Source organism: Rothia endophytica (assembly GCF_928381505.1).
Classification (GTDB): Bacteria; Actinomycetota; Actinomycetes; order Actinomycetales; family Micrococcaceae; genus Rothia; species Rothia endophytica_A.
Map to the genome: position 1 here is coordinate 44002 of NZ_CAKMSJ010000001.1, position 24824 is coordinate 68825.

The window sequence follows — 24824 nt, forward strand, 5'->3', positions numbered from 1 at the left end:
CCTTGGACTGTCTATCAGGGCCAATAGCGGCACTCTACCTACCCCAAAGCCGAGCTAAAGGCCCGAGCTTGTGTTTATCCCTCACGTTATCAGAAGGCAGATTTGATACATCATCTGGTAAATCTTCTGCAGGACGCAAAGCTAGGACATCAGAGATATGCATAAAAACGCTTTCAAATTCAAGTCCCACCTTGGATTTCGGTGCGGCCTCCATAATGGTTTTACCGGAGAGGCAAGCTTTATCTGTAGTTGCCCGATCCTCGCTCACATACCCATCGATTTTTTCTGAGGGACCAAAGCGTTCCCAAGCATGCTCTATTGCCACGGTGGGATTAGCGCCTACGGCATCTGCCCGAACCTTATTAAAGAAGACGCTTCGAGGTACATCAATCATGGTGTCTGACAGGAGGTTTTTTAGGCTGTCCAGAGCTTTGACAGTTCTGGGTACGCCCACCACATCTGCAGCGCCAACAACGAGAATATGGTCTGCTTCAAGAATGCTTGTCAATGTACCGTCATTACGCAAGGGTGCCAACCCATCAAAGGCCGCGGCTTCGTCCTGCTCAATACAAAACGAGGTGTCAATGATGATCACATCATACTTTTCCCTCAGCATATTGATCACTCGGCTCAGGGCTTTACCCCTGATCTCGGTCCAGCGATCAGGGCGGTTGATGCCGCTAATGATATCCAGCTGGTGGGATTTATGCTGAATCGTGCTAACCAGCTCATCAATCTTTTGCGCATCAAGATTACCTCTATCGGCAAAATGGCACATCTGAGCCAAACTCGAATAGTCATCAGTCAAACCTAAAACAGCCCCTACGGAGGCGCCATAGGTATCTGCATCCACCAAGCAAACCTTGTGCCCAGCGTTTGCTGCTAGCCCTGAAAGATTCACTGCAAAAGTCGTTCTACCGGGAGATCCTTGGGCTCCCCAGACAGCCAGCACTTTGCCGAGACGCTCTTCTGTCTTTTCTGAAACAGCCTGATCTAATTCGGTTTCAGGAGATTCAACTTCGAGTGTTGAATTACTCAGCTGCTTGTCGTAGGCCCCAACATCAGAGCCACTAAAATCTTCAAGCCGCTCTACAGCCAAGCGAACCCCCTGAAGTACATCAGGTATATCAGCCAGAGCATCAATAGTGTAAATTTCAGAGAAAGGCAGGTTGCTACCCGGGTCGATTACAGCGCAAACAGCTACATCAAGTTCATAGAGCGCCGCGAGCATTGATTGTGTGAGATCCTCGTATTGGGTCACCAAAAGAACTGCACGGGCTATCCCGCTCTGCGCGGTTCCCAGCATTTCCCCAAGGTCGTGGACGTGGCGTACCACGCTAATATCCCCGCGCTGAGACTCAATTCCCGAAATATACCTGCCGGAGATATCTCCAACAACAATAATTGGAATCTGCATTACTGGCCTGCCCCATAGGTTGAAGGCACGATGTTGATGACCGACCCATCGCTGCTAGTTGCGAGAACCGCGCTCAAAAGATCAGACTCTACCCACAGCTCTACAGCAGATTGACCCGTCCCACCAATAATCGACTCCTGTGCAGTCACCGAATGAATTTCAGCTCCCTCCGCAATTACTCTGGGTTCATTGTATGTATTTGATCCTTCAGCCTTTGAGGCAACCCAAATATCCACTCGATCCCCCGCTTGGAAGTCGGCAACCGCGTATTGATCTTTGAGAAGGGTCACCAGCCTGCGCCCTTCTTTGAGATCGGTAGTGACCGCTGAAGCCGCTAGCAATTCTCCTGATACTAGAGGACGCTTAGCTACAGTTCCAGGGGCAATAGGCTGATCTGCAGAGATGTATCGTTCGCTAGAGCCGGCTAACCTTGCGTCAACAACAGTTAGGTTTTGGGTCGTGATATTTTCACCAATGCCGACATCAGCGGTGAGGGCATAAAAAGGCTCTGTTTGGTTGGTCGCTCGGATAATTCCCAGAACCCCCAGCAGAGAAAGAACCACAATGAAAACTCCGATAAGGAGCCGTGGGTCTGTGGCTCCTGGCTTTTTGAAACGCGGTGTCAGCTTAGATGGCATGGGCAGAGCTTCCTTCATCAAGTTGGGTACTACTATCAGAATTTTCACTAATCAAACAATAACTTTCCAAATCAACACCAGCATCTGACCAAACATTACGCCACAAAGCGCTAACAAGACTCAATAGCGGCATTTTTCTTCCAAACCACACCAAAATGCACTAAAATAAATCAAGATAGTGATTGGATCACCATACGAAGGAAGCCCCATGGTCGAACAGCGTTTTCTAACACTGACTGATGTGAGTGAAATTCTGAATATCTCCCTAAGTCAGACTCGCGCACTGGTGAGAACCGGCGAACTCAAGGGGATTCAGATTGGTGGTCGAAATCAGTGGCGCGTTGAAAGCTCGATGCTTGAACAGTACATTCAGGCCATGTATCAAAAGACCGAAGAAAGCATCAAAGCTGAGCAGCTAGACCACCAAGAAGCCTAAGCTCCCTATTTTCTTTTGCATTTACCTGGCACGAAGTGCTGCAATCGCCCCAAAGGGTATAACGCGCACTTCACTTTTTTGCGTGCCCTCTTTTGCTTCTATTCTCTGCACAAATAATTCGCAATAGTCAGCACCTACCGTAATAATCCGCCCCTCAGTGAGCGGGGAATCTGGCCCACCGTGAGAAATTGACACGGTCTGTTGAGAAGCTGCTAGAGCCCTTAGAACATACCCCAGGGTCAACTTTCTGCTTACCTCCTGGGCTGATGTGAAGGATTTGTTATCCCCACCCTCCCACCACATGAGACTTGCCAGGGGAACAATGAGATCACCTGCACTTGATTCCAATTGAATCCAGCCCAGTCCAATATTTTTGAGGGTTCCGCGCCACATCTCTGAGTTCAACCCGTGAACAACAAGTTGCTGACCCATTTGAGCAGCGAGACGGTCTGCTAGATGAATTTTTGCGGCTTCCGATCGGCGAACCTCTGCCGCATCTGCCTCATAGTTGAGCCGTTTACTCTCATCTAGTTGAATCTCATAATCACGAAGAAGCAAGTCCAAGTTGTTCATGTATCGAGCCTATCCACCGAGGCAAAAAATGTAAATGCGCACGAAAGCAACGAAAGACCTTGAAAAGAATTAAAAAGAGGTTATTATGATGATTATTCATCTAACTACATCAAATAACAGGATTGGAGCAGATGATGAAGAGCAAGATGGTGAGTATCTTCTCGGTGGTTGCTGTTCCTGCCATCGCTTCGGTGGGGAGCTTGGCTAGCTACAGCCTTCTCACGCACAAATTCCACCTTATTTCTCAGGGTCAGTCGCAGGAGTCTGGGATGTGGTGGGAAGCTCTATCATGTGCTGTAGCGTTCACCATTTGCTCCATTGTTTTTCTGTGGTGGTTCCTCAGTATGGCAGTCAGCTCGATGCTTGTTATCAAGGCTAGGCTCAAAGGGCGAGAGCAGGTTAGCTTACCTTCCTGGGCTCCGACGGCTGTAAAAGCTACTGTGACCGGACTATTTGGATTGGGGCTACTGAACAACCCAGCATTAGCCTCAACAACCCCGACTGTTCAACCCCTTAGTTCGGTTACTCAGGTTCAGCAACACGAAGAACCGCTTCCGATAGGTCTTTTCTTGCCTCCTTCTAATGATTCATTCGGCACTTCCCCCGGTACCTCTCCCCTGTTTTCAGATTCACCATCCCCGACATTAATTGGCAATGAAGGGGGTCAGGTCGAAGTGACGGTTACTAAGACTAGTCAGCACACTCAGCTCTCACCTTTATTCGGCGGACTCCGGAAGCCTGTAGAACCTCTACGGGCATCTTCGCAGGATAGCGACCCCGTAGCGCACGTATCACCACGGGTATACATCATTCAGCAGGGCGACACTCTCTGGTCCATTGCTGAACAGCAGCTACCCGCTACAGCTAGCGGTGCTGAAGTGCTCAGCCTTGTACGCAACATCCAATCTGCCAACGCCAAAGATATTCCAACACTTGAAAGTCTCATTTACCCGGGGCAAAGCATCACGCTACCTTTCTGAGGAGAAAACCATGAAAACCGCATTCCCAGAACATGACCGCAACCGTTACTGCATCATCGATGCAACAGAATACGAAGAGCACTACGCTCCCTACTTCGAACGACAGGTTAAGCAACCACAAAATGATCCTGTCTACATCAGTGCAGAAGAAAAATCGGTTGAACAGCTGGCGCTTTCAATCGGGCTGGCCACCGTTGAAACTTTTATGGGTCTACGCCCCATGCACCACCTTTCCCCTTGGCTTTCTCAGGCCTGTTACCGGAGGGTTCACCAACAGGTCCAGAAGGTTCATGAGATGGTCAACCGCACCTTCCAGCCACCGGCGTCTTCAGGCCCACTCCAGCCCAAGGTACACCCGGTAAAGGCTCGCAGGATTATTCTGCAGAAGGTTTCCCCCAAAGCCTACGAGGCCTGCCTTATCGTTCAGGACGCGCAGAGAGCGCGAGCAGTAGCCCTACGTGCTGAGTTCCTCAACCGTCGGTGGAAAATTACGGCTCTTGATATTGCCTAAGCACTCACGCACGTACAGGAAACTGTGAAGCCTAAAAGTGAGGGGCTCGGTCATAGGATGACCGGCCCCTCCCCCCTCTGGATATTTACTTTTTCTCTACTTCAATGGCATCATTTTCAGGCTCTGGAGCAGGCTCAGTACGAACCTCTGTTTTACCACCTTCGGTAGGTGCCGAGTACTGCAAGAACTTAGGCTGAGCAGGAATCTTCAACTGAATCTTTGAATTTTGAGTACGCTGCTTTGAAAGATCCAAGCTGAAGAGGGTTGAGACCGTCTCTTCGCGAATGGCTCCCATCATGCTTTGATACATGGCGTAGCCCTCCCTCTGGTACTCAACCAGAGGATCACGCTGAGCCATAGCACGCAGGCCGATACCTTCCTTGAGGTAATCCATCTCGTAGAGGTGTTCAGGCCATCGTTTGCCTATTACTGAAAGTACCACTCGACGCTCGATTTCGCGCATGGCATCCTCACCAACAGAAGCTTCGCGGTCCTCGTACTGCACTTCGGCGTCGGCAAGTACCTCAGTCACCAGCAGATCACGGGTGACCTTAGTGCGATCCCCAGCCTCTTCGAAAAGATCTTCTGGAGTGATAGAAACAGGGAAAACGGTCTTTAGTGACTCCCACAGTGCATCAAAGTCCCAGTCCTCCGCGTGCCCGCTACCAACGTGTGCGTCAATAGCCGAAGTAATAACCTCAACGCGGAACTTCTGAATCTGATCCTTGAGGTCGCTGCCGTCAAGAATCTGGCCGCGGTCCTTGTACATCGCTTCACGCTGACGGTTCAGAACATCATCATATTTGAGCACATTTTTGCGCTGTTCAGCGTTACGAGCTTCAACCTGCCCCTGCGCTGAGGCAATAACACGAGACACTAGCTTTGAGTCCAGCGCCGTATCGTCCGGCGCACCAGCCATAAGACGTGAAGCGGCCTGGCCGTTGAACAGTCGCATGAGGTCATCAGACAGAGAGAGGTAGAAGCGTGATTCCCCGGGATCGCCCTGACGCCCTGAACGGCCACGCAGCTGATTATCGATTCGCCGCGACTCGTGACGTTCTGTGCCCAGCACATAAAGACCGCCCAGAGCCGTTACCTCGTCATGCTCTGCTGCCGACGCCAGTTCTGCCGCTTCAAGAACCTCAGGCCACTTGGTCTCGTATTCCTCAGCGTTTTCAAGAGGATCAAGCCCCAGAGCCTTCATAGATTCAACGGCTTCAAATTCGGGGTTACCGCCCAGCATAATGTCGGTACCTCGACCGGCCATGTTAGTAGCTACGGTAACGGCACCTTTGCGCCCTGCCTGAGCGACGATTAACGCTTCGCGCGCGTTGTTCTTAGCGTTGAGAACTTCGTGACGAATACCCTCTTTAGCGAGGAGTTTTGACAGGTATTCAGATTTTTCAACGCTGGTGGTGCCCACCAGTACAGGCTGACCGCTTGCATGGCGTTCCTGGATATCCTTAACCACCGCATTGAACTTAGCGATTTCGTTTTTGTAGACCTTATCAGGCTGGTCAATACGCTGGATGCTCTTATTGGTGGGAATAGGAACAACACCCAGTTCATAGGTATTCATAAACTCAGCTGCTTCGGTCTCTGCGGTACCGGTCATGCCAGAGAGTTTGTCGTACATGCGGAAGTAGTTCTGAAGCGTCACGGTCGCCATGGTTTGGTTCTCGGGCTTCACCTCGACATCTTCCTTGGCTTCAATTGCCTGGTGGATACCGTCGTTGTATCGGCGTCCCGCCAAAATACGCCCGGTGTGCTCATCGACAATCATGACTTCGCCGTTCATAACAACGTAGTCCTTGTTGCCCTTAAAGAGCTCTTTAGCCTTGATGGCATTGTTTAGAAAACCGATGAGCGGGGTATTCTGCGATTCATAAAGATTCTCGATACCGAGGTGGTCTTCGACCTTATCGATACCGCTTTCGAGTACACCAACGGTACGCTTCTTTTCATCGACCTCATAGTCCTCATCAAGAACAAGGCGCTTAGCGATGCGAGCAAATTCGCCGTACCAGCGGTTAGCCTCGCCCATAGCTGGGCCGGAGATAATCAGCGGCGTACGAGCTTCATCGATCAGGATTGAGTCAACCTCATCGACGATCGCAAAGTTGTGCCCGCGCTGCACCTGCTCTTCTTTAGTCCACGCCATGTTGTCGCGTAGGTAATCGAAGCCAAATTCATTATTGGTGCCGTATGTAACGTCAGCTTCGTACTGCTTTCGGCGCACTTCGGGGCTCTGGTTAGCAAGAATAACGCCAGTTTCCATTCCCAGGAATCGGAAAACTCGACCCATGAGGTTCGCCTGGTATTCAGCTAGGTAATCGTTAACGGTAATGACGTGAACGCCCTTGCCTGAGAGTGCATTGAGATAAGCAGGGGCGGTGGCAACCAGGGTTTTGCCTTCACCAGTTTTCATTTCGGCGATGTTGCCCAGGTGGAGAGCAGCACCGCCCATCAGCTGAACATCATAATGACGTTTACCCAGCGTGCGCTTAGATGCCTCACGAACCACAGCGAAAGCCTCTGGGAGTAGAAGGTCCAGACTTTCCCCATTTTCAACACGCTGACGGAAGGAGTCTGTTTCAGCGCGGAGTTCTTCGTCGCTCATGGCGACAAAGCTATCTTCGAGTGAATTTACTGCATCGGTGTAAGCACGCAGCTGCTTGAGGATTCTTTTGTCTCCGCTGCGGAGTAGCTTTTCCAGAAGAGATGCCACTGAAGTTTGCTCCTAGGTAGGTGGGCCGGCAGCTGCATACAATCTGCACACAGTCATTCACATAATACTAGTGCACCACCGGTGTTCTGATGAGCTTTTGCCCAGCGCTTAGAGATGCCCGCGTGTTCTGCCGGTTAAAAAGCTGACCCCCACCCTAGAGGTTGGGGGCCAGCTATATATTTTAGGCTTTGAAATAACCTAGGAGTTCTTACTCAGCGTCGAGAGCAATGACACCGTAGGACCAGCCCTTACGGCGGTAGACTGCGGACGGTGCGCCAGTTTCTTTATCAACATAGATGAAGAAATCATGACCTACCAGCTCCATGCGATCAACGGCCTCTTCGGAAGTTAGCCGATCAGCAGGGAAGCTCTTCTTACGGATTTCGATGGGAGAAGAGACCTCATCGGTGAGGTTGTATTCACCGGCGAATGCGGCCTCCTCGACAGGTACATCGTCAACATGAATCTCAGTGGTCGCAACCGCCTGACCTTCAGCAACTACGGGGATGGAACCGGTAGCTTCAGCCACCGAGACAGGATGCTTGCCACCTACGCGTCGGTCTTTACGACGGTCACGAGCCCGGCGTAAACGCTCAAGAAGTTTGCCAAAGGCATCGTCAAAGACAGCGAATTTGTCTTCGCCCTCTGATTCTGCACGAAGCACGGGTCCACGACCAATGACAGTGATTTCAACACGGATTGAGCGGGGGCCGCCATGGCCTTCTTTAGTAAATTTGACTTCGATGTCAGTAACGTTATCGCCGAGCGTTTCGAACTTGACGACTCGACTTTCGACGTATTCTTGCAGGCGTTCGCTAATTTTGACGTTGCGGCCTTGTACGTTGAGTTCCACAATTCCCTCCACGGTCTGGGGGTTGAATCTCAGCTTGTGAAGGCTTCGATCCGGGGAATCTTGTCTGGCTGATTCCTTGCTTTAACTGTACGCCTGTTTGTGGCGTAAGTCATTCTCCGCGATCTTTTTGGGAAATTTTCTTCATTTTTTCATTTCTTTGGGGACAACCTAAGACGCAAGTAGCTCCGAACGTCGTTGAACTCTCGCAACAGCGGCCGCACCCACCACGCAAGCACCAGCCTCCGATAGAACCCTATACGCTTCAGCGATAGAAGCACCCGTGGTGGCAACATCATCACAGATAATGCAGATTCGGCCGGATAAATCCAGATAACGCCCAGCCCAACTCAGCATAGGTTGGCGCACTCGCAGGCTCCCCTGCATTCTCCAGTACCTTGCTTGCTGCCCCAATTGCTTCTGGGCACCTTTAGCACTACCAGCTAGTCCTTTAGCCCCTTCGCCAGTGTAAAGAGGGCGTAAAGCTTCAAGAACGGTAAAACTTACCTCTGGATATGTCGAAGGCAAAAGCTTGCTAGCAGCCCTCGTGAGCTCGGACGCAGGCGCGAAACCCCGGCGTCCTACCGACTGCCGGCTGGAGGGGATAGGGATGAGATAAACCGATGCAGCCTTCCCCGCAACCTGGGCAAGGCCAACCTCCTGGCACAGAAAAGTCAGCGACCTAGCTAGCGCAGAACCCAGATGGGATACCAGATCAGTACGCGCAGCATTTTTGAAACTCAAGAGGCAATGAGCCAGCTCGTACTCGTACTCCCCGGAGCTTGCTACCGGGCAGGGAGCGTAGGTCAGCTCCGTCATCGCAAGATTCAAGGTAGCTATATTCAAAAGTCTCGAGCACCTGGGGCACAGTGCCCTTCTTCCTCGCATAGGCTCCCCATAGGACCTACACACAGCGCAGAACCGCGGTGCGAAGAGTTCTGCCAGTTCATCAAGCGACCGCCCACCTCTGGTAGCCCAGCCAGCTAAAGCATCAATACTTTTCATACCGCTAGAATGGCGCCCCAGGGCCTCAACCACAAGCGACAGCTAGAAAAGTGGATAAGTGGTGCGAACCAATAAACCGGTTACCGCCACATTGGGACTAAATAACGCTTAGCCCGAATAGTTAAGCGCCGACAGGCTGGATTCAATGCGAGTCCAACCGTTACCAGCCACGATGAAAAGCGTGCCCGTCTTACTAGTAGCAACCACCTGATCAACACCGCTACCGGTCACAATATGCTCAATGTCAGGCAGGTTGTCATACCGGGTGCTTTGACCGGTCAAAGAGACCATCTCGGTTTCAGCTGTGGTGGTATTCCAAAGAATCACGTCTTCATCACTCACCCACTCCACACCGTCAGGGCTGATGACGGTGCCAACCTGAACTGGGTCCAACAACTCCAGCGGCGCCCCGTCTTCAGCGCGTCGAATCGCTGAAATCCAAGCTGAAGTAGCACCATCTGTTGAGGTCACCAAAGCAACACGGGCACCGTCACGGGCTACCGCTAACGACAAAAGCGTCTGGCCGTGCAGCCACGTTTCAAGCGCTCTGGGTTCAGCTCCCCGCTGGCCCGCAGCTAAGGCCCGCACACTGCCGTCCTCTTGAGCAATCCATAACCAGTTCTGATGATCATAGCTCGGCTGAAGAATGCCTACCCCCCGGTGCACCACGTGGGCCTCAGAAAGCGTAGCTAACCACAGCTCAGATCTGTCAGTAGCCGTAAAGCTAAAGGAAGTGCGGCTGTAGTTCATAGCAGGCTGGGCTGGGGCAACACCACTTTGCGCAAAAACAAAACTCTGGTTCTCACTCGCAGACAAATTATCGCGCATCACCAAACGGTTATTCTCAACCCCCAACACAAATGGAGGCACCTCAGCATTAATTGTTGGCTCCCGGTAATTTTCAAGATCCTGAGTATTAATTACCTGATTATTAATGCTCAGCTGGGTTGAGGTAATAGAAGCTAAGTTAGAGAGAGTCTGGGTGAGCTGCGTACGCAGACGTTCCAAGTCGAGTGCACTCGCAGACTGCAGAGAGGGGCCGCCCGACAGCTGGACGTCCGCCCTGCCGTTTTCCACCGTCACTGAGTTTCGGGTCAAACTGGTGTTAGGAGGGATCGCTGTAATCACGCCACCTTCAAGATAAGGTGCCGGGCCTTCAAGCAAGACCCTCACAAGAGACGTTGCGACGGTAGGGCGTTCTACGAACCAGCGCACATCAGGCACAGCCTGAGTAAAGGTTGGATCGTAGAAGTAGAGTGTGAAAGGGCTGAAAACCTCACCGAACTCAGTTCTACTCAAAACAGTTCCATCTGGAGCAGTAGAAATACGCCACTCCCCCTCTACCTGCCGAAGAGAAAACTCAAGTTCATTTTCTGTAGCTTCGGTATAGGACGTAGCAAGGCCCCTACCGTCGACAAGAGTGGAGGTTGGGACGGTCACCGTGAAGGTGTCCTGCCCAGTTTCTTCGGTCGTAACCGACGAGTTGTAGATGAGGGTCTGCCCGTCAGGTCTCCAAGACTGGGCCAGAGATTCGGTGAGGAAAAGACGAGCAACACTGTAATCATCATTAGCCCCAACACCGGCGTGCAGGAACCCATCGATGATTTCAGTGGGTGTCGCCCCCGGCACAGGGCCAGCGGGAGTATCGATGGCTTCGGTAGGTGAAGCTGTATTCCGAGGGTCAGCGTAATGGTTAACTTCTCCATCGGTCGGAATCGCAGCGCAGCCCGTTAGAGCGGCTGCCGCTGAGACCAAAGACGCCGATAGGAGGTCTCTACGGTTAAGAGGTCGCATCTGGGTGTTGCTCCTGCTCTATTCCTAGTCGATGGGTGGAGGTGTCAGCACCAAACTCAACTTCAACGGGTGACGGGGTGGGGTGCCCGCTAATGAGGACGGGTGAAGCCCCCATTACTCCGCCTTCCTTCAGGGGAATGGTCATGCGGAAGCAGGCCCCCTGCCCCTTAATACCCCAGGCCTCCAGGGTTCCCTGGTGCAGGCGGACGTCCTCGGCAGCAATCGATAACCCCAGCCCAGTTCCGCCCAGCGTCCTCTTGCGGGACGTATCTGCTCGCCAGAACCTATTAAAGACCTGCTCCGTTTCCTCCGAGCTCAGACCTATACCGTGGTCACGCACCGCAACGCCCAAAGCAGTGTCGGTAGCATCAATATAAATATCGATGGGCTTGCCCTCACTGTGCTCAACAGCGTTGAAGATGAGGTTACGCATAACGCGTTCGATACGGCGATGATCCATATCCGCCATAATCTCAGAGTAGTTGGTGTGAACGGTCAACTCGGTGCCCGTGCGCTGCAAGTGCGGCTCGACCGCCTTGAGCACTTCGCTGAGGACCGCCATGAAATCCACCGAAACCGGATCAAGAGTCTGGCTGCCGGCATCAAAGCGTGAAATCTCCAACAAGTCTGCCAGCAGGTTATCAAAGCGATCCACCTGGTTATAGAGCAACTCGGTGGAACGCTTATAAATGGGTTCCATGTTGTCTCGGCTATCGTGCAGCATCTCAGCCGCCATACGCACAGTGGTGAGCGGCGTGCGAAGCTCATGGGAAACATCGGAGACGAATCGCTGCTGCATAGTGGACAGCGTCTCAAGGCGGGAAATCTGATCCTGCAGTGAGTCAGCCATGCGGTTGAAGGACATACCAAGCCTGGCAGTTTCGTGTTCACCGCGTACCAGTACACGCTGATCCAAGTCACCAGCAGCAAGCTTTTCTGCCGTGATTGCAGTGGAACTGATAGGACGAATCACGGTTCGGGAAATGGCCCACACAATGGAAAGAACCACCAGAAGCAGGATGGCGAAACCAATCCATACCACCACGTTGATGTAATTCACCGTGTTCTGGGAAGAAGACAAATCGTAGACCAGGTAGAAAGCGTAATCAGGGTTCTGAGGAATTGAAATCTTAGTACCCACAACCAGGGTAGGAACCGTCCTTCCGTCCGGCCCTACACTTGCCGAAGACTGCCAGTAAATACCCCGCCCAGAGCTAACCGTTTGCGCTAGTTCTTCTGGAATATCGGCGGCTGTTGTGTTACCTGATTGGCTCTGCTCCGACACGAAGCCCTGCGTGGTGGCGTTGATGTCTTGCAGAAGCACCCACTCACGGTTTCGATCCGCACTGGTGGTTTCCAGCACCGTCAAGAACCGGGCAACGTCCCGCTGGATTTCAGTACGGCCGGTAGCGTCAGAGGCATTTAGCAGGGTTTGGACGTTGCTGAAGCCGCTCGATGATTCCTCTAAAGCTTGCTCCAGGTTGCCTCGAAACAGGGAGTTAGCAATCTGGTGGGAAATAAAGGACCCAACAAACATGAAGGAGATAAGGAGCAGCAGTGCAGCAGTGAGCACAGCGCGAAACTGAAGGGATTGCTGCCACATTTTTTTAAGACGGTGAAGGGGCCGCCCCAGCCAGTGGAAGCGACCCCGCTCAGCGCCCGAGGTACCCAGGGAGAGAGCCACCGTTTAGCGTGCCCCGTTTGCGGCGGCCTTGTAGCCCACGCCTCGCACGGTAAGCACGATCTCGGGGTTCTCCGGGTCCTTTTCGATTTTGGCTCGCAGGCGCTGAATATGAACATTAACCAGACGAGAATCTACGGTTTTCTCATAGCCCCACACATTCCTCAGCAGGGTCTCACGAGTCATTACCTGCCCCGGCTGGCGGGCAAGGTTAGCTAGCAACTCAAACTCCAGCGGGGTGAGGGAAATGTTCTCACCGTCGCGGGAAACGGTATGGCCGGCGAGATCAATATGAAGGGAACCGACGCAGATCGGCTCAATGAAGCGGTCTTCTCGCGGGCGAAGGCGTGCACGGACGCGGGCCAACAATTCAGCGGGCTTAAAGGGTTTAGTGATGTAGTCATCTGCACCAGCTTCTAGGCCCTTGACCACGTCTTCGGTGTCGCCCTTAGCGGTCAGCATGATGATGGGGACATCTGATTCAGCACGAATTTGGGTACAGACCTGAATTCCGTCCATACCGGGGAGCATAAAATCCAGAAGAATGAGATCAGGCTGATGAGTGATGAAAGATTCGATGGCGCGATCACCAGCGTCACAAAAGACAGCGTCGTAACCCTCCTGGGCTAGGACGATTCCCACCATCTCTGCCAGGGCATCATCATCATCAACGACGAGAATGGTTGCGTTCACTGTGCGCTCCTTCGAAATTCAAGATAGATCAGCTACCAGTCTAACCGGTGTCTCCGCATCTGCCTCGGTAGACCAGCTCCTAAGCGTCCTGGGCAATTTCTGAGAGGGCACGGGCGGTCTCCGTTAGGTGCCCCAGCACGGTTGTGGCAATTTCTGGGCTCTGTTCTTCCAAACCTGGTAAATCAGTAAGGGTGATACTGCTCAGCAGGTTCTTGGCTAACCCAACGTCTCTCCAGCGAACCCAGAAATCACGCGCTAACTGACCCACCGGCTGGCGGGTATGCGGTGAGACGGTCTCAAAGAGAGGGCGGGCTCCCGCTTCTACCATCCTGGCTACCTGCTCCCAGTCACGAGTAGGGCGACCGGAGAGGTTGAGCATCGGAGCCGTGAGCACTGCCTGAATTTCTGGGTCCAGTTCAAGGACGTTGCTGCGCACCAGCACGTTAGCGCCCAACCCCTCCGCACGGCGGTGAATCTGAGCAAAGGTTTCGACGGCTTCATGACGTTTCAGTGCCCTCACGGTTGAATACCCGCTGGATGTCTTGATCGTTCCGGCGAGGACGGCGGGAAGCAACGGTTCGTCGAACTGCAAGCTGAGGTGCAAACCGGGTGCTGCCTGCTTTAATCGCTCTACCAGTGCTTCAAGACCAGCAAGAAGGGAATCACATAGATCCCTGCGGGCCCCGTGATCAATTAGTACCAGCTCCCCGTTAGTCAGGTAGGTACTAGCTGCAAGGCTAAAAGGCCCCAGGAGCCGCACCTTGAGCCCGCCCTCGGGGTGCTTCTCTTTGCCCACAACATCTGCCAGAGCATTGATATCAGAAGCTAAAAGGGTCTGTGCAAGACTGCCTTCTTTGGCGAACCCCTCCGTGATACGCCAGCCGCTGGCCGTTATATCAGCAGTCAGCCCCTCAAGGCAGGCCAGGGTACGGCCCAGGGCCGTGGCATGAAAACCTCGGTCAGCAAGTTCAGGCAAGAAACTGAGGTGCGGGGCGCCCAGCTCCCCCCGTACCCGGCTGACAGCATCCACCATGTTCACCCCGCCCCAGCCCCCTAGACCGGTTGCACGCACCAAGAGATGCTCTTCAAAGGTCAGGGCTTGCTCAGAGTCCCTGCGAAGCGCAAGCATCTCAGCGTCTGTGGGCAAATAAAGTGCAGGGCGCTGTTTCACAGGTTTCAGCTGACCTTTCAGTTAAGATTAGGGCTCAGTAATTTTGGCGGCAATCTGCTCATGGTGGCGGATTACCTCAGAAATAATAAAGTTCAGAAACTTCTCTGCAAACTCAGGATCAAGATGGGCGGCCTGGGCCAGGCCACGCAGACGCTTGATCTGGGCCTCTTCCCGCCCCGGGTCCCCCGCCGGCAAACTGTGCTCAGCCTTAAGGTGCCCTACCCGCTGGGTAGCACGAAAGCGCTCAGCCAAAATGTGCACCAGAGCAGCGTCCATATTATCGATGGTCTGCCGCATGGTGAACAGCTCTTCAAGCACTTCAGGGGCTACACCCGTCATGGAGGTAGCCCGGGTATCAAAATTCTCGTGAGTGCTCAGCTCATCAGGGTCTGTGCTCATGTTACTCATAATCCCAGTCTAAAAATTCTCAGCTCTTTGGGTACATCTATGGGGCTAAGTTCCCACCTGTTGAAACACTGAGGACGCCGTGGTGAGCGTTTACGCCCCGCCAGAAGATGGAAACCATACAGTTCCCCGTCATCAAGCAGTAATGTCAGCCCGGTCCAGTGAGTAGGCACGGGCGATGGTTGACTGGCCCAGAACTCGGGTGCCCTGATAAATCACCATGGTCTGCCCAGGAGCTACGCCGCGGAGCTTCTCGTGCAGACGAACCACGGTTTCTAGTCTGAGAGCACCGGGGGTCTCGGCCTCATCGTCCAAAACCCAGACCAGGTGGGCGGTTGAAGCAACCGGGTCTGCGTGGGCACGCACCTGTGCTTCTACCTCAAAATCAGCGCTGCGAGCGCCCTCCACGGGCTCTTGGGCCAGAAAGTCGGCGGCTTCGGCGATGGGCTCACCGGCCCAGGTTTCGCGGATGCCGCGGATCTCGTCAATTTCGAGCAGGTCACGGCCGCCCACGATCACCTCGTTGGTTTTGGGGCGGATTTCGAGCACAAAGCGGGGTTTGCCGTCTGGGGCTGGGTGCCCGATGGCCAGCCCCTTACGCTGGCCTACGGTGAAGGCTTGGGACCCGCGGTGGGTGCCCAAGAGATTGCCTTCAGTATCTTTAATATCGCCCTGGGTCATATCGATGTGTTCTTCGAGCCATTCGCGGGTATCGCCCTCGGGGATAAAGCAGATGTCGTAGGAGTCCGGTTTTTTGGCCACCGAGAAGCCGCGCTGGGCTGCTTCGGCACGTACCTCGTCCTTGGAGGGGGTATCGGCGAGAGGGAACCAGGCGTGCCGTAGCTGTTCGTGGGTGAGTACGCCCAGCACGTAGGACTGGTCTTTCGCCCAGGTGGCGGCGCGGTGTAGTTCTCGGTTGCCCTCCGCATCGGTGATGACCTTGGCGTAGTGGCCAGTCACCACAGCGTCAAAACCTAGAGCAACTGCCTTTTCCAGAAGGGCTGCGAACTTGATTTTTTCGTTACAACGCATACAGGGGTTGGGGGTACGGCCGTGTTCGTATTCGCTGATGAAGTCATCGACCACGTCTTCCTTGAAGCGTTCCGAGAAGTCCCAAACGTAGAAGGGGATGCCAAGCTGGTCGCAGACACGGCGGGCGTCCATGGAGTCCTCAATGGTGCAGCAGCCTCGGCTGCCGGTACGCAGGGTGCCGGGCATGCGGGAGAGGGCTAGGTGCACGCCGACCACCTCGTGGCCAGCTTCGACGGCGCGGGCTGCGGCAACGGCGGAGTCTACGCCACCGCTCATAGCTGCCAGTATTTTCATAGTCTTGTCATTCCTTGGGTGCGGTGGTCTCTTTCTTGAGTAACCACCGGGAGGGTCTACTTATTTCGTGAGTTTGCTTGCTCTAAGGCTAGTTCCAGCGATCAGCATCAGGGGTATGATCTGCCATGCCGGCTTTCTTTGCTTGGGCCCAGGCAGCCGGTAGGGCTGCTAGCAGGGCATCGACATCGGCTTCGGTACTGGTGTGGCCCAGGGTGAAGCGCTGAGCGCCGCGGGCCTCATGTTCGGTGAGCCCCATTGCCAGAAGGACGTGGGAGGGGCGGGGTACCCCGGCGTTGCAGGCTGAACCGGTAGAACTTTCAATGCCAGCCATATCCAGCAAAAAGAGCAGGGAATCGCCCTCACAGCCGGGGAAGGTGAAGTGGGCGTTGCCGGGAAGCCTGCCAGCGCCGCCCTCCTTCTGCTCAGGAGCATCAAGCGGTGCGCCCTGCAGAGTAGCTTCAGGAATAGCTGCCAGGACGCCCTCCACCAGGCGATTGCGTAGCTGGGCTAGACGCTGGCCTTCCTGCTTCAGGTTCTGCCCGGCCCACCTAGCTGCTTCACCAAAACCTGCGATAGAGGCGGCATCAATCGTGCCTGAACGCACCGAGCGCTCTTGCCCGCCCCCGTGCAAGACGGGGGTTAGCCCGGTAGCTCGGGTAGCGATGAGAGCACCAACCCCCATGGGGCCACCAATCTTATGGGCGGAAATAGCCATGGTGCTGACCCCGCTTGCACGGAAGTTAAGAGGGAGAGTGCCAAAAGCCTGAACAGCATCAGTGTGGAAGGGAATGCCACATTCAGCAGCGACTGCTGCTAGTTGTGCAACCGGCTGAACGGTGCCCACCTCATTGTTAGCCCACATCACCGTTGCCAGTGCCACCGTTTCAGGGTGATCGCCTATCGCTTCTCGAAGAGTTTCGGGAGCAATAAGCCCCCGAGCATCCGGTTGTAGCCAAGTCAGCTCAGCGCCCTCGTGCTTTTCGAGCCACTCTGCTGCATCCCCCACAGCATGGTGCTCCACCGCTGAGAGGATAATACGCACTGACTGAGGGTTGGCTTCACGTCGCTTCCAGTAGAGACCCTTGACCGCCAGGTTATCTGCCTCCGTACCACCGGAGGTAAAAATGACCTCAGCTGAGTCACAGCCAGCCAGCCCAGCGATCTGTTCTCGGGCATACTCAACGGTGGCACGGGCTCGCCGCCCAGCAGAATGTAGCGATGAGGGGTTGCCGCCAGCACGCATCTGCTCGGTCACCACTTCAATCACTGCAGGCAGGACATCGGTGGTAGCAGCGTGATCCATATAAACGCGTGGCATAGGCTCCCTTTCGTGCCGGCTCAAGTACAGCCTTTCATCTTACCCGCCCACTCCCCCGGGCGCGTATGGGCTGGTTCACGAAAAACCCACCACGGCTTCTGCGTAAACTGGTGGGGTGTTCAAGATTCTTTTTTATACCCCCGAGATCCCCGGTAATACCGGCAACGCGATCCGTCTAGCTGCCATCACCGGTGCCGAGCTTCACCTGGTTAAGCCCCTGGGCTTTAACTTTGAGGACGCCAACCTGCGCCGAGCAGGTCTGGATTATCACGACCTAGCCGTGATGACCGTCCACGAAACCCTGGAGGACGCCTGGGCAGCTCTTACCCCGGCCCGTGTCTTTGCCTTTACCACCACGGCCCGCACCAACTTTGCCGATATCGCATACCAAGAGGGGGATGTGCTGATGTTCGGCCCCGAATCGGTAGGGCTACCCGAGGCAGTACAGAACGATGATCACATTACCGAACGTGTCAAAATTCCCATGGTTCCGGGGCGCCGCTCTCTCAACCTAGCCAATAGCGCCTCTATCGCAATTTACGAGGCATGGCGGCAGCACGGGTTTCCCGGAGGCCAAATCTAGAGCCGGAGAGCTTTAGAGACTACCGGTTGCAACGAAGCGGGGTGGGCCCACCTAACAGTGAGACCCACCCCGCTTCGTTATATCTATTAGCCAGCGTCCCTGGCATCGCCCAGGGTTACATCGACATCCTGAGTTGAGCCATTTCGGTTGACGGTCAAGCTAACCTTGCTACCAGCTGCCGCTTGCCGCACCGCAGCGGTAAGCTCAGTGGCTTCGCTGATAGAACGGCCGTTCACAGCAACCACAACATCCCCGCTGCGGAGCCCCGCCTGGTCAGCCGCACTGCCCCTGACCACTTCCTGAATCAGGGCTCCGTCACCGAATGCCAGGGACTGATCATTATTAGCTGGTGACGTTGAAACACTAGCCCCCAGCAAACCGTGACTTGCAGAACCATTCTCAATGATTTCCTGAGAAACGCGCTTGGCGTAGTTGATAGGGATGGCGAAGCCTACGCCGATGTTGCCGCTACTTGAACTGCCTGAATCGGTGGAAGCAATCGCCACGTTAATTCCGATGACTTCACCGTCAGCATTGACCAAAGCGCCTCCCGAGTTGCCGGGATTAACCGCCGCATCGGTCTGAATAACATTAATTGAAATTGTTGACTTGGTGTTGTTCTGTGGCTGCTGGCCAGGCACATCAAACTGGAAAGGGGAAGTGCCAAAAGGGTCCTGCTGGGCACTAGAGTCGGTCTGCTGCTCATTAGCGGCAGATGATGCCACCTCGATGGTGCGCACCAGGTTAGACACGATACCTGTGGTTACCGTATTCTGTAGCCCCAGCGGAGCACCGATGGCAATCGCTGTGTCACCCACATTGAGGTTCCCCGAGTCTCCCAGGGACGCCGGCGTGAGGGTCAGGCCCGAAACATCGTTAAGTTTGATGACTGCCAGGTCACTGGTGGGGTCAGTACCCACGACACTGGCGGCACGAACCGAGCCATCGGAAAGCTGCACTTCAATCTCGGCTGATGCAGTCGCCCCGTCAAGCGTTACCACGTGGGTGTTAGTGAGGATATGCCCCTGATCATCAAGGACAACTCCAGAGCCTGAGCCAGATTCCCTCGTTGAAGCAGCCGAAATAGTCACCGTTGAGGAGGTCGCTTTGGCTGCAGCAGCGGTTACAGCGTTAACAGAGTCGGTGTTATTGACGATGGTAGTGCCGCTACTGAGAGAAGCGATACCGGAGGCGGGGGAAGAGTCACTGGCTGCGACCACAGCCCCACCGGCGCCACCACCTAACAGAGCTGACAGTAGGGCAACCGCGGCTAAGGTCTTGATGCCGGGCTTTTTCTTTTGCGCTTGATCTTCGTAGCCCGCATCAGTGTTATAGGGAGCGGCCGGAGCTCCGTAAGGGGCATTGGGTGCCGGTTGCGGTTGATAGGCACCAAATGAACCGTAAGCTGAACGCCCATAATCACCGGGGTAGGCTGTGTTCAGCGGAACGGTTTGGTCCTGGTCAGCAGGTGCCGGGTTCGGCTCACTTTCCCCCTGGGGCCTCTGAGGGTTCTGGGGGTTCTGGGGGTTCTGGGAATTCTCGGTCATGAGCGTATGTCCTTCATCATCAATTCAGCGCCCCCGACCTGGCTGGCGCATGTTCGTCAGCTTATTATTCTCCACGCATCTGGATTCACTGTGAAGATTAGCTGTGCTTTAACTGGGAGCCAGGTTTGGAGGAAAGTTCAGTAATAAACCCATATTTACCCCTGAAAATTGCTCGCCCTGTGCTCACCGCGAAAGGTTAGCTCCAGCAGGGCGCCATAGAGTGATTTACGCCCTATGATGAAAACAGAGCAATGTTCGGACCATTACACCAAGGGGAAATATGTCACGCACACGACTCACGAGTGCTTCACTACTCGCTGCCCTAGGGCTGGCCCTAGGCCCCGCCGCCTACGCTGAAGCACCGTTTGATTTAGATCCCGGTGTCCGTGTAGCCGATACCACCAGTTCCCTGGGCAATACTTCCAGTCTTGAAACTGATATCTCAAATCTTTCAAGCAGTCAGCGGGTTAATCTCTTTGTGGTGACGGTTGATAGCTTTGAGGCACCTTCCAGCTCCTCCGAATGGGCTAGCCGGTTCGCTGAGCTCAACAACTTTGGTGCCCAGGATGTTCTGTTAGTTATTGCTACCGAAGACCGCCAGGCCTACTTCATTGCCGGTGACACTTCGGTTCTTTCGAGGGACCAGCAAAACACCATCTACAATGATTACATCTACCCCAAACTCACCCAACTTGACTTCCAGGGGGCTGCCGACGCCGCGGTCACAGGAATCGAAGAAACAGCGGTTTCAAGTGGCACCGGTGGATCTGGTTCCTCAGGCTCTGATACCTCACGCGCAACCGAAGTGATGGTGGGCGGCGGCACTTTGTTGGGTGTTGCCGCAGTGGCCGGCGGTGGCGCTCTGCTCTTGAGCCGTAGCCGTTCTGCCCGTAAGGGTCAGCGCACAGAAGGCGGCCGCCCAGGCGCCTCCTCTGCCCAGCAGCCTCCCCAGTCCAGTATCCAGCAACTGCGCCAGCAGGCCGGTGAGCTACTCATTTCAACCGACGACGCTATTGCCCACTCCTTGCAAGAAGTTGAGTTTGCTCGCCTGCAATACGGCGAAGATGCGGTAACCCCTTACCTGGCAGCTGTTGAAGAAGCTAAGTCTCACATGCAGCGATCTTTCCAGTTGCAAAAACAGCTTGATGACGATATTCCTGACACCGAAGCCGATCAGCGTGCCTGGCTCAGCGAGATTATCGCTAGAACCCAAGACGCGCAGAAGGCACTCAGCGAACAGGAAGATAACTTCGCTAAGCTTCGTCAGCTGGAGCACAATGCCCCGCAGGCTCTAGAGTCCCTAGCTACTGAAATTAAGCAAACAGAGCAGCTCTTCCCCGCAGCTGAACGCTCACTCACTGCGATGGCTGCAGCCTACGCCCCTAGCGCCTTCGCCACGGTGGCGGACAATATCGAAGAAGCCGAGGCCCGTCTTGAATTCGCCCGAAACACCGAGCAGGAAGCTGAGGAGCAGCTTGCTACCAATCGCAGTGGTGCCATCATCAAATTACGTGCCGCTGAAGAGGCCCTGGGGCAGGCCAAGGGTCTTTTGGAGTCCATTGATCACGCGTCCAAAGACCTCGATGCAACGGCCGCGTCCCTCGACAGCGCTCTCATCATTGCCGACCGAGATGTAGCTCAGGCTAAAGAACTGGCTCGCAGCGGAGCCGGAAGCAGTAGCCAGTTGCAAGGTGCAGCAGCAGGAGTTGAAGCAGTGCTGGGTCAAATTCGAGCAGAACGCCATAAGGGACTAATTGACCCCTACCTTCTGAGCCAGCGCCTGCACGAAGTGCGCTCCGAACTAGATACCGCCTTAGGCTCTGTACGTCAGATCCACGAACAGCAACAGTCAGCACGCCAGACACTGGGCCATGCACTGGTTTCAGCCCAAGCCCAGGTATCTGCCGCTAGTGAATATGTGTGGGCCCGACGCGGCGGGGTGAAGGCAGAGGCTCGAACCCGCCTGCGTGAAGCTGAGCGCCACCTCCAAGAGGCGCAGCGGCTGCAAACCTCAGACCCATTGACCGCACTGGCTAACGCCAATGACGCTATTAGATTGGCCAACGAGGCCCAGAACATCGCCCGCAACGACGTCGATCACTTCAACAACAGCGGCTACGGTGGTCGCGGTGGTAATAATGGCAACTTCAACTCGGCAATGCTGGGCGGCATTCTGCTGGGCACCTTGCTGGGCGGAAACAACAGCAGCAGCGGTGGCTTTGGCGGAGGAAGCTGGGGCGGGGGCTCCTTCGGAGGTGGCTTTGGCGGAGGTGGCGGCTTTGGTGGCGGCTTTGGTGGCGGCTTCGGCGGAGGTGGCTGGGGCTCAGGCGGTGGTGCCGGTGGCAACTTCTAAGCAGCACCCTCCCCTAAAGGCGGGCTCATAGAACACCCAATTTCGCCCAGAACGTAGCATCAGACACCCCTAACCCCTAGCCCAGGGGCGGGCGTCCTGAGACAATAAAACAAGTGGTCATGTGCCCGACGCCTGACCCGCAATACCCGAAAGGTAGACCCATGGCAAAGCAGACTATTTTTAGCCGCATCGCACAGCTTACCAAGGCAAACATTAACTCCCTGCTCGATGCTGCAGAGGATCCTCAGAAGATGCTGGATCAGATGGTTCGTGACTACACCAACAATATTGCAGAGGCTGAGCAGGCTGTTGCTCAGACTATCGGCAATCTGCGTATGCTCGAAGAAGACCATGCAGAAGATACCCGTGAAGCGAGCGAATGGGGCTCAAAGGCTCTAGCTGCCTCTAGCAAAGCCGATGAATTCCGTGCTGCTGGTGACACCGCCAACGCTGATAAGTTCGACAACCTTGCGCGCGTTGCCCTTGGTCGCCAGATGCAGGCAGAGAACGAAGCCTCAGCTATCGAACCTCAGATTCAGTCACAGACCGAAATCGTGGAGAAGCTCAAGGTTGGGCTGACTCAGATGAAGGAAAAGCTGGGCGAAATCTCACGCAAGCGCGATGAGCTCAACGCTCGCCAGAAATCTGCTGCTGCCCAGTCACAGGTGCACGATGCCCTCAAGTCCTTTGACGTTATGGACCCCACCAGCGAAATCTCCCGTTTTGAGGACAAGGTTCGCCGTGAGGAAGCAAAGGTTCGTGGGCAGCAGGAGCTCGCAGCGTCCTCCTTGGACGCCCAGTTCAACGACCTTGAATCGCTGGGCCGTGAGGCTGAGCTTGATGCACGACTCGCTGCTCTCAAAAACGGCAAGTAAGCTCCCCAGCTCCTAGCCTCTCTTATGCAGGGTTAGAAGTGATTAAAGGAGCCGGGCACCGCTCTTAGTGGCGCCCGGCCCCTTACTTTAAGCCCTGGTTTGTACTACTTCTCTGCCCACCCGTGGATTTGCCCGTTGACACGATGGAACAGCATATCTAAAGCAACAAGGTTCGCTCCTTCAGGAATAATCATGTCCGCGTGACGTTTTGAAGGCTCGACGTGGAGCTCATGCATGGGCTTAACGGTGGCGAGATACTGGCTTTCAACCGACTCAATACTGCGGCCACGCTCAATGACATCTCTGCGTAGTCGACGCAGAATGCGTACATCCGCATCAGTATCAACGAAAATTTTGATATCGCACAGTTTTCGGATTTCTTCCTCAACGAAGATGAGAATGCCCTCAAGAATAATAATCCTCTGAGGCTGAACAATCATCGTTTCTTCTGAGCGATTATGGTCGGTGAAGTCATACACCGGAGTCTCGATAGTCTGACCGGCGATGAGAGCCTTGAGATGGGTGACCAGGAGGTCATTATCGAAGGCTGTGGGTGCATCGTAGTTAAGTTCAGTACGCTCATCGTAAGTGAGATGATCATTGCGCTTGTAGTAGTTATCGTGATAAATCACCCCTACCTGACCGTTGAAGCGCTTGAGAAGTGAGTTGGTGAGCGTCGTCTTGCCGGAGCCGGTGCCGCCTGCAATACCAATAATGAGGGGTTTCATGAGTCTCTTCTGCCGTTTGTGTGGAGAACTTCCTTAATTGTGACATGTTTATGACATCAGGGCGTGGAAGCCTTGGAGGGTTAACTGTCTACCTTCAGTTAATTTCTTTGCCCGCCAACCTAGGTTTTTGTCCCCCTATCTGACTGAATCCAGCTTGCCTCATTAGAAAACATTTACTTGATATAGAAACTTTATAACTCTTTTCTACTAGGTGCTTTATAAATTTAAACGTTATTTATTCTTCACAGAAAATTATTGGTGACCCTAAGCTAAGTTTTTATAATTCCAATGAGACTCCCTCCTTTTGGGGGACAAAACCCGTATAGTAAATGGAAGCACATGCCTGCCTTTCCCCCACAAAGGACTAACCATGATGAAATTCAAAAACTGGGTCAATGAAACCTTCGACTCCCCCTCCCTGAATCAGGTCTTCTCCTACCATTCATCTCATCAGAAACAGCTGAAGAAGCTGCAAAAGGCGTTGCACATGGCTGATTCACTTCTCGGCCGCGAGACTGTCTTAGAAATTGCCCCCGGACGCTTTTCTGGCTTTGGGGATTCAGTTCTTTTCGTGACCAGTCAGCGTCTGCTGATCACTAAAAACAGTTTTCAATCCGGCCATTTAGTTTCGCTAGACCTCGATAGTCTTGAGAACGCGCGCCTGTCCTACCAGCCACTTGCAGGCCATACTCTATCCCTAGGCGATGGTGCGCACCGCTTTACACGCATCCCCGCTGGTTTTGCCAACAGCTTACGTAAAGCACTCTTTGAAGAGCAGAAAACATTTTCCCAGATGGCCCAGGCCGACTAAAGCCTTCAAGATCGCTGTGTACACGATATAGACCTGCAATTGGTGCCCCCGGTACCAATTGCAGGTTTTTATTGCCCTCATCCGCGCATATAGTTAAAAAGAAAAGCGCCTCACTTTCGTGAGGCGCTTTTCGTCTTGGTTGCGGGGAGAGGATTTGAACCTCTGACCTCCGGGTTATGAGCCCGGCGAGCTACCGAACTGCTCCACCCCGCGGCGACTTATATAACTATACGCACCCCGCAGGCAGTGCGCAAGCCGAAAGGGGCATTTGTGACCCACCCCTCAAAAGCTTCACGCGGGCCAACCAGATGAACCACCGATGGAACGCTAAAAAGGGTGGTGCCCGCCCCGACAGGGAAGGCACCACCCTCTCGCTTAGCTCTGTCTCCCTAGATCAGAGG

22 protein-coding genes and 1 tRNA gene are annotated in these 24824 nt (G+C 54.2%); 7 read left to right on the forward strand and 16 right to left on the reverse strand.

Annotated elements, in window-relative coordinates:
* Positions 1–34: 34 nt before the first annotated feature.
* A complete protein-coding gene (locus L6990_RS00205) occupies positions 35–1417 on the reverse strand; it encodes an AAA family ATPase (RefSeq protein ID WP_237202070.1) in 1383 nt (460 codons plus the stop codon).
* Positions 1417–2055: a hypothetical protein gene (locus L6990_RS00210; protein ID WP_237202071.1), complete on the reverse strand. Its 639-nt coding sequence runs from the start codon at positions 2053–2055 to the stop codon at positions 1417–1419. Before L6990_RS00210 ends, L6990_RS00205 begins: the two co-directional genes overlap by 1 nt.
* 208 nt (positions 2056–2263) lie before the next feature.
* Here L6990_RS00210 and L6990_RS00215 point away from each other — a divergent pair, with 208 nt between their 5' ends.
* Positions 2264–2491, forward strand: a complete 228-nt coding sequence (locus L6990_RS00215) for a helix-turn-helix domain-containing protein (RefSeq protein ID WP_237202072.1) — start codon at positions 2264–2266, stop codon at positions 2489–2491.
* A 21-nt stretch (positions 2492–2512) separates the two neighbouring features.
* Here L6990_RS00215 and L6990_RS00220 read toward each other — a convergent pair whose 3' ends face one another.
* Positions 2513–3064 carry a hypothetical protein gene (locus L6990_RS00220; protein ID WP_237202073.1) on the reverse strand — a complete coding sequence of 184 codons (552 nt, stop codon included), beginning with the start codon at positions 3062–3064 and terminating at the stop codon, positions 2513–2515.
* 131 nt (positions 3065–3195) lie between these two features.
* Between L6990_RS00220 and L6990_RS00225 the strand changes: the two genes are divergently transcribed.
* Positions 3196–4044 (forward strand): LysM peptidoglycan-binding domain-containing protein, encoded by an 849-nt coding sequence (locus L6990_RS00225; RefSeq protein WP_237202074.1) that lies wholly within the window; start codon positions 3196–3198, stop codon positions 4042–4044.
* 10 nt (positions 4045–4054) lie between these two features.
* Positions 4055–4555 carry an Rv3235 family protein gene (locus L6990_RS00230; protein ID WP_237202075.1) on the forward strand — a complete coding sequence of 167 codons (501 nt, stop codon included), beginning with the start codon at positions 4055–4057 and terminating at the stop codon, positions 4553–4555.
* Between the two features lie 85 nt (positions 4556–4640).
* On the opposite strand, the gene secA is transcribed toward L6990_RS00230, so the two are convergent.
* The 10 genes from secA to L6990_RS00275 form a co-directional block, all read right to left on the reverse strand.
* Positions 4641–7283, reverse strand: a complete 2643-nt coding sequence (secA, locus tag L6990_RS00235; RefSeq protein WP_237202076.1) for a preprotein translocase subunit SecA — start codon at positions 7281–7283, stop codon at positions 4641–4643.
* Positions 7284–7491: 208 nt separating this feature from the next.
* Positions 7492–8136, reverse strand: a complete 645-nt coding sequence (gene hpf, locus L6990_RS00240; RefSeq protein WP_237202077.1) for a ribosome hibernation-promoting factor, HPF/YfiA family — start codon at positions 8134–8136, stop codon at positions 7492–7494.
* Between the two features lie 168 nt (positions 8137–8304).
* Positions 8305–9138 carry a ComF family protein gene (locus L6990_RS11970; RefSeq protein WP_369127816.1) on the reverse strand — a complete coding sequence of 278 codons (834 nt, stop codon included), beginning with the start codon at positions 9136–9138 and terminating at the stop codon, positions 8305–8307.
* A 108-nt stretch (positions 9139–9246) separates the two neighbouring features.
* Positions 9247–10932, reverse strand: coding sequence for an LpqB family beta-propeller domain-containing protein (locus tag L6990_RS00245; protein ID WP_237202078.1), 1686 nt, complete (start codon positions 10930–10932; stop codon positions 9247–9249).
* Positions 10919–12535 (reverse strand): MtrAB system histidine kinase MtrB, encoded by a 1617-nt coding sequence (gene mtrB / locus L6990_RS00250; RefSeq protein WP_237202079.1) that lies wholly within the window; start codon positions 12533–12535, stop codon positions 10919–10921. The genes L6990_RS00245 and mtrB overlap by 14 nt, the downstream gene beginning before the upstream one ends.
* 84 nt (positions 12536–12619) lie before the next feature.
* Positions 12620–13306, reverse strand: a complete 687-nt coding sequence (mtrA, locus tag L6990_RS00255; protein ID WP_237202080.1) for an MtrAB system response regulator MtrA — start codon at positions 13304–13306, stop codon at positions 12620–12622.
* 79 nt (positions 13307–13385) lie between these two features.
* Positions 13386–14477: a hypothetical protein gene (locus L6990_RS00260; RefSeq protein WP_237202081.1), complete on the reverse strand. Its 1092-nt coding sequence runs from the start codon at positions 14475–14477 to the stop codon at positions 13386–13388.
* Positions 14478–14504: 27 nt separating this feature from the next.
* Positions 14505–14885, reverse strand: a complete 381-nt coding sequence (locus tag L6990_RS00265; protein ID WP_237202082.1) for a chorismate mutase — start codon at positions 14883–14885, stop codon at positions 14505–14507.
* Positions 14886–15017: 132 nt separating this feature from the next.
* Entirely contained in the window at positions 15018–16208 is a 1191-nt protein-coding gene (gene mnmA, locus L6990_RS00270) for a tRNA 2-thiouridine(34) synthase MnmA (RefSeq protein ID WP_237202083.1), read from the reverse strand.
* A gap of 88 nt (positions 16209–16296) precedes the next feature.
* Entirely contained in the window at positions 16297–17526 is a 1230-nt protein-coding gene (locus L6990_RS00275; protein WP_237202084.1) for a cysteine desulfurase family protein, read from the reverse strand.
* A 115-nt stretch (positions 17527–17641) separates the two neighbouring features.
* Between L6990_RS00275 and L6990_RS00280 the strand changes: the two genes are divergently transcribed.
* On the forward strand, positions 17642–18109 hold the full coding sequence (locus L6990_RS00280) for a tRNA (cytidine(34)-2'-O)-methyltransferase (protein ID WP_237202085.1): 468 nt from the start codon (positions 17642–17644) through the stop codon (positions 18107–18109).
* Positions 18110–18195: 86 nt separating this feature from the next.
* Here L6990_RS00280 and L6990_RS00285 read toward each other — a convergent pair whose 3' ends face one another.
* Positions 18196–19656 carry a S1C family serine protease gene (locus tag L6990_RS00285; protein WP_237202086.1) on the reverse strand — a complete coding sequence of 487 codons (1461 nt, stop codon included), beginning with the start codon at positions 19654–19656 and terminating at the stop codon, positions 18196–18198.
* 280 nt (positions 19657–19936) lie between these two features.
* On the opposite strand from L6990_RS00285, the gene L6990_RS11890 reads away from it, so the two are divergent.
* Both L6990_RS11890 and L6990_RS00295 read left to right on the forward strand, forming a co-directional pair.
* Positions 19937–22009 (forward strand): TPM domain-containing protein, encoded by a 2073-nt coding sequence (locus tag L6990_RS11890; RefSeq protein WP_272879249.1) that lies wholly within the window; start codon positions 19937–19939, stop codon positions 22007–22009.
* 161 nt (positions 22010–22170) lie between these two features.
* Positions 22171–22884: a PspA/IM30 family protein gene (locus L6990_RS00295; protein WP_237202087.1), complete on the forward strand. Its 714-nt coding sequence runs from the start codon at positions 22171–22173 to the stop codon at positions 22882–22884.
* Positions 22885–22988: 104 nt separating this feature from the next.
* On the opposite strand, the gene udk is transcribed toward L6990_RS00295, so the two are convergent.
* Positions 22989–23612 carry a uridine kinase gene (udk, locus tag L6990_RS00300; RefSeq protein WP_237202088.1) on the reverse strand — a complete coding sequence of 208 codons (624 nt, stop codon included), beginning with the start codon at positions 23610–23612 and terminating at the stop codon, positions 22989–22991.
* Between the two features lie 370 nt (positions 23613–23982).
* Between udk and L6990_RS00305 the strand changes: the two genes are divergently transcribed.
* Positions 23983–24423, forward strand: coding sequence for a hypothetical protein (locus L6990_RS00305; RefSeq protein ID WP_237202089.1), 441 nt, complete (start codon positions 23983–23985; stop codon positions 24421–24423).
* Between the two features lie 136 nt (positions 24424–24559).
* Here the strand turns inward: L6990_RS00305 and L6990_RS00310 are convergent.
* Positions 24560–24636, reverse strand: a tRNA-Met gene (locus L6990_RS00310).
* Positions 24637–24824: the final 188 nt, after the last annotated feature.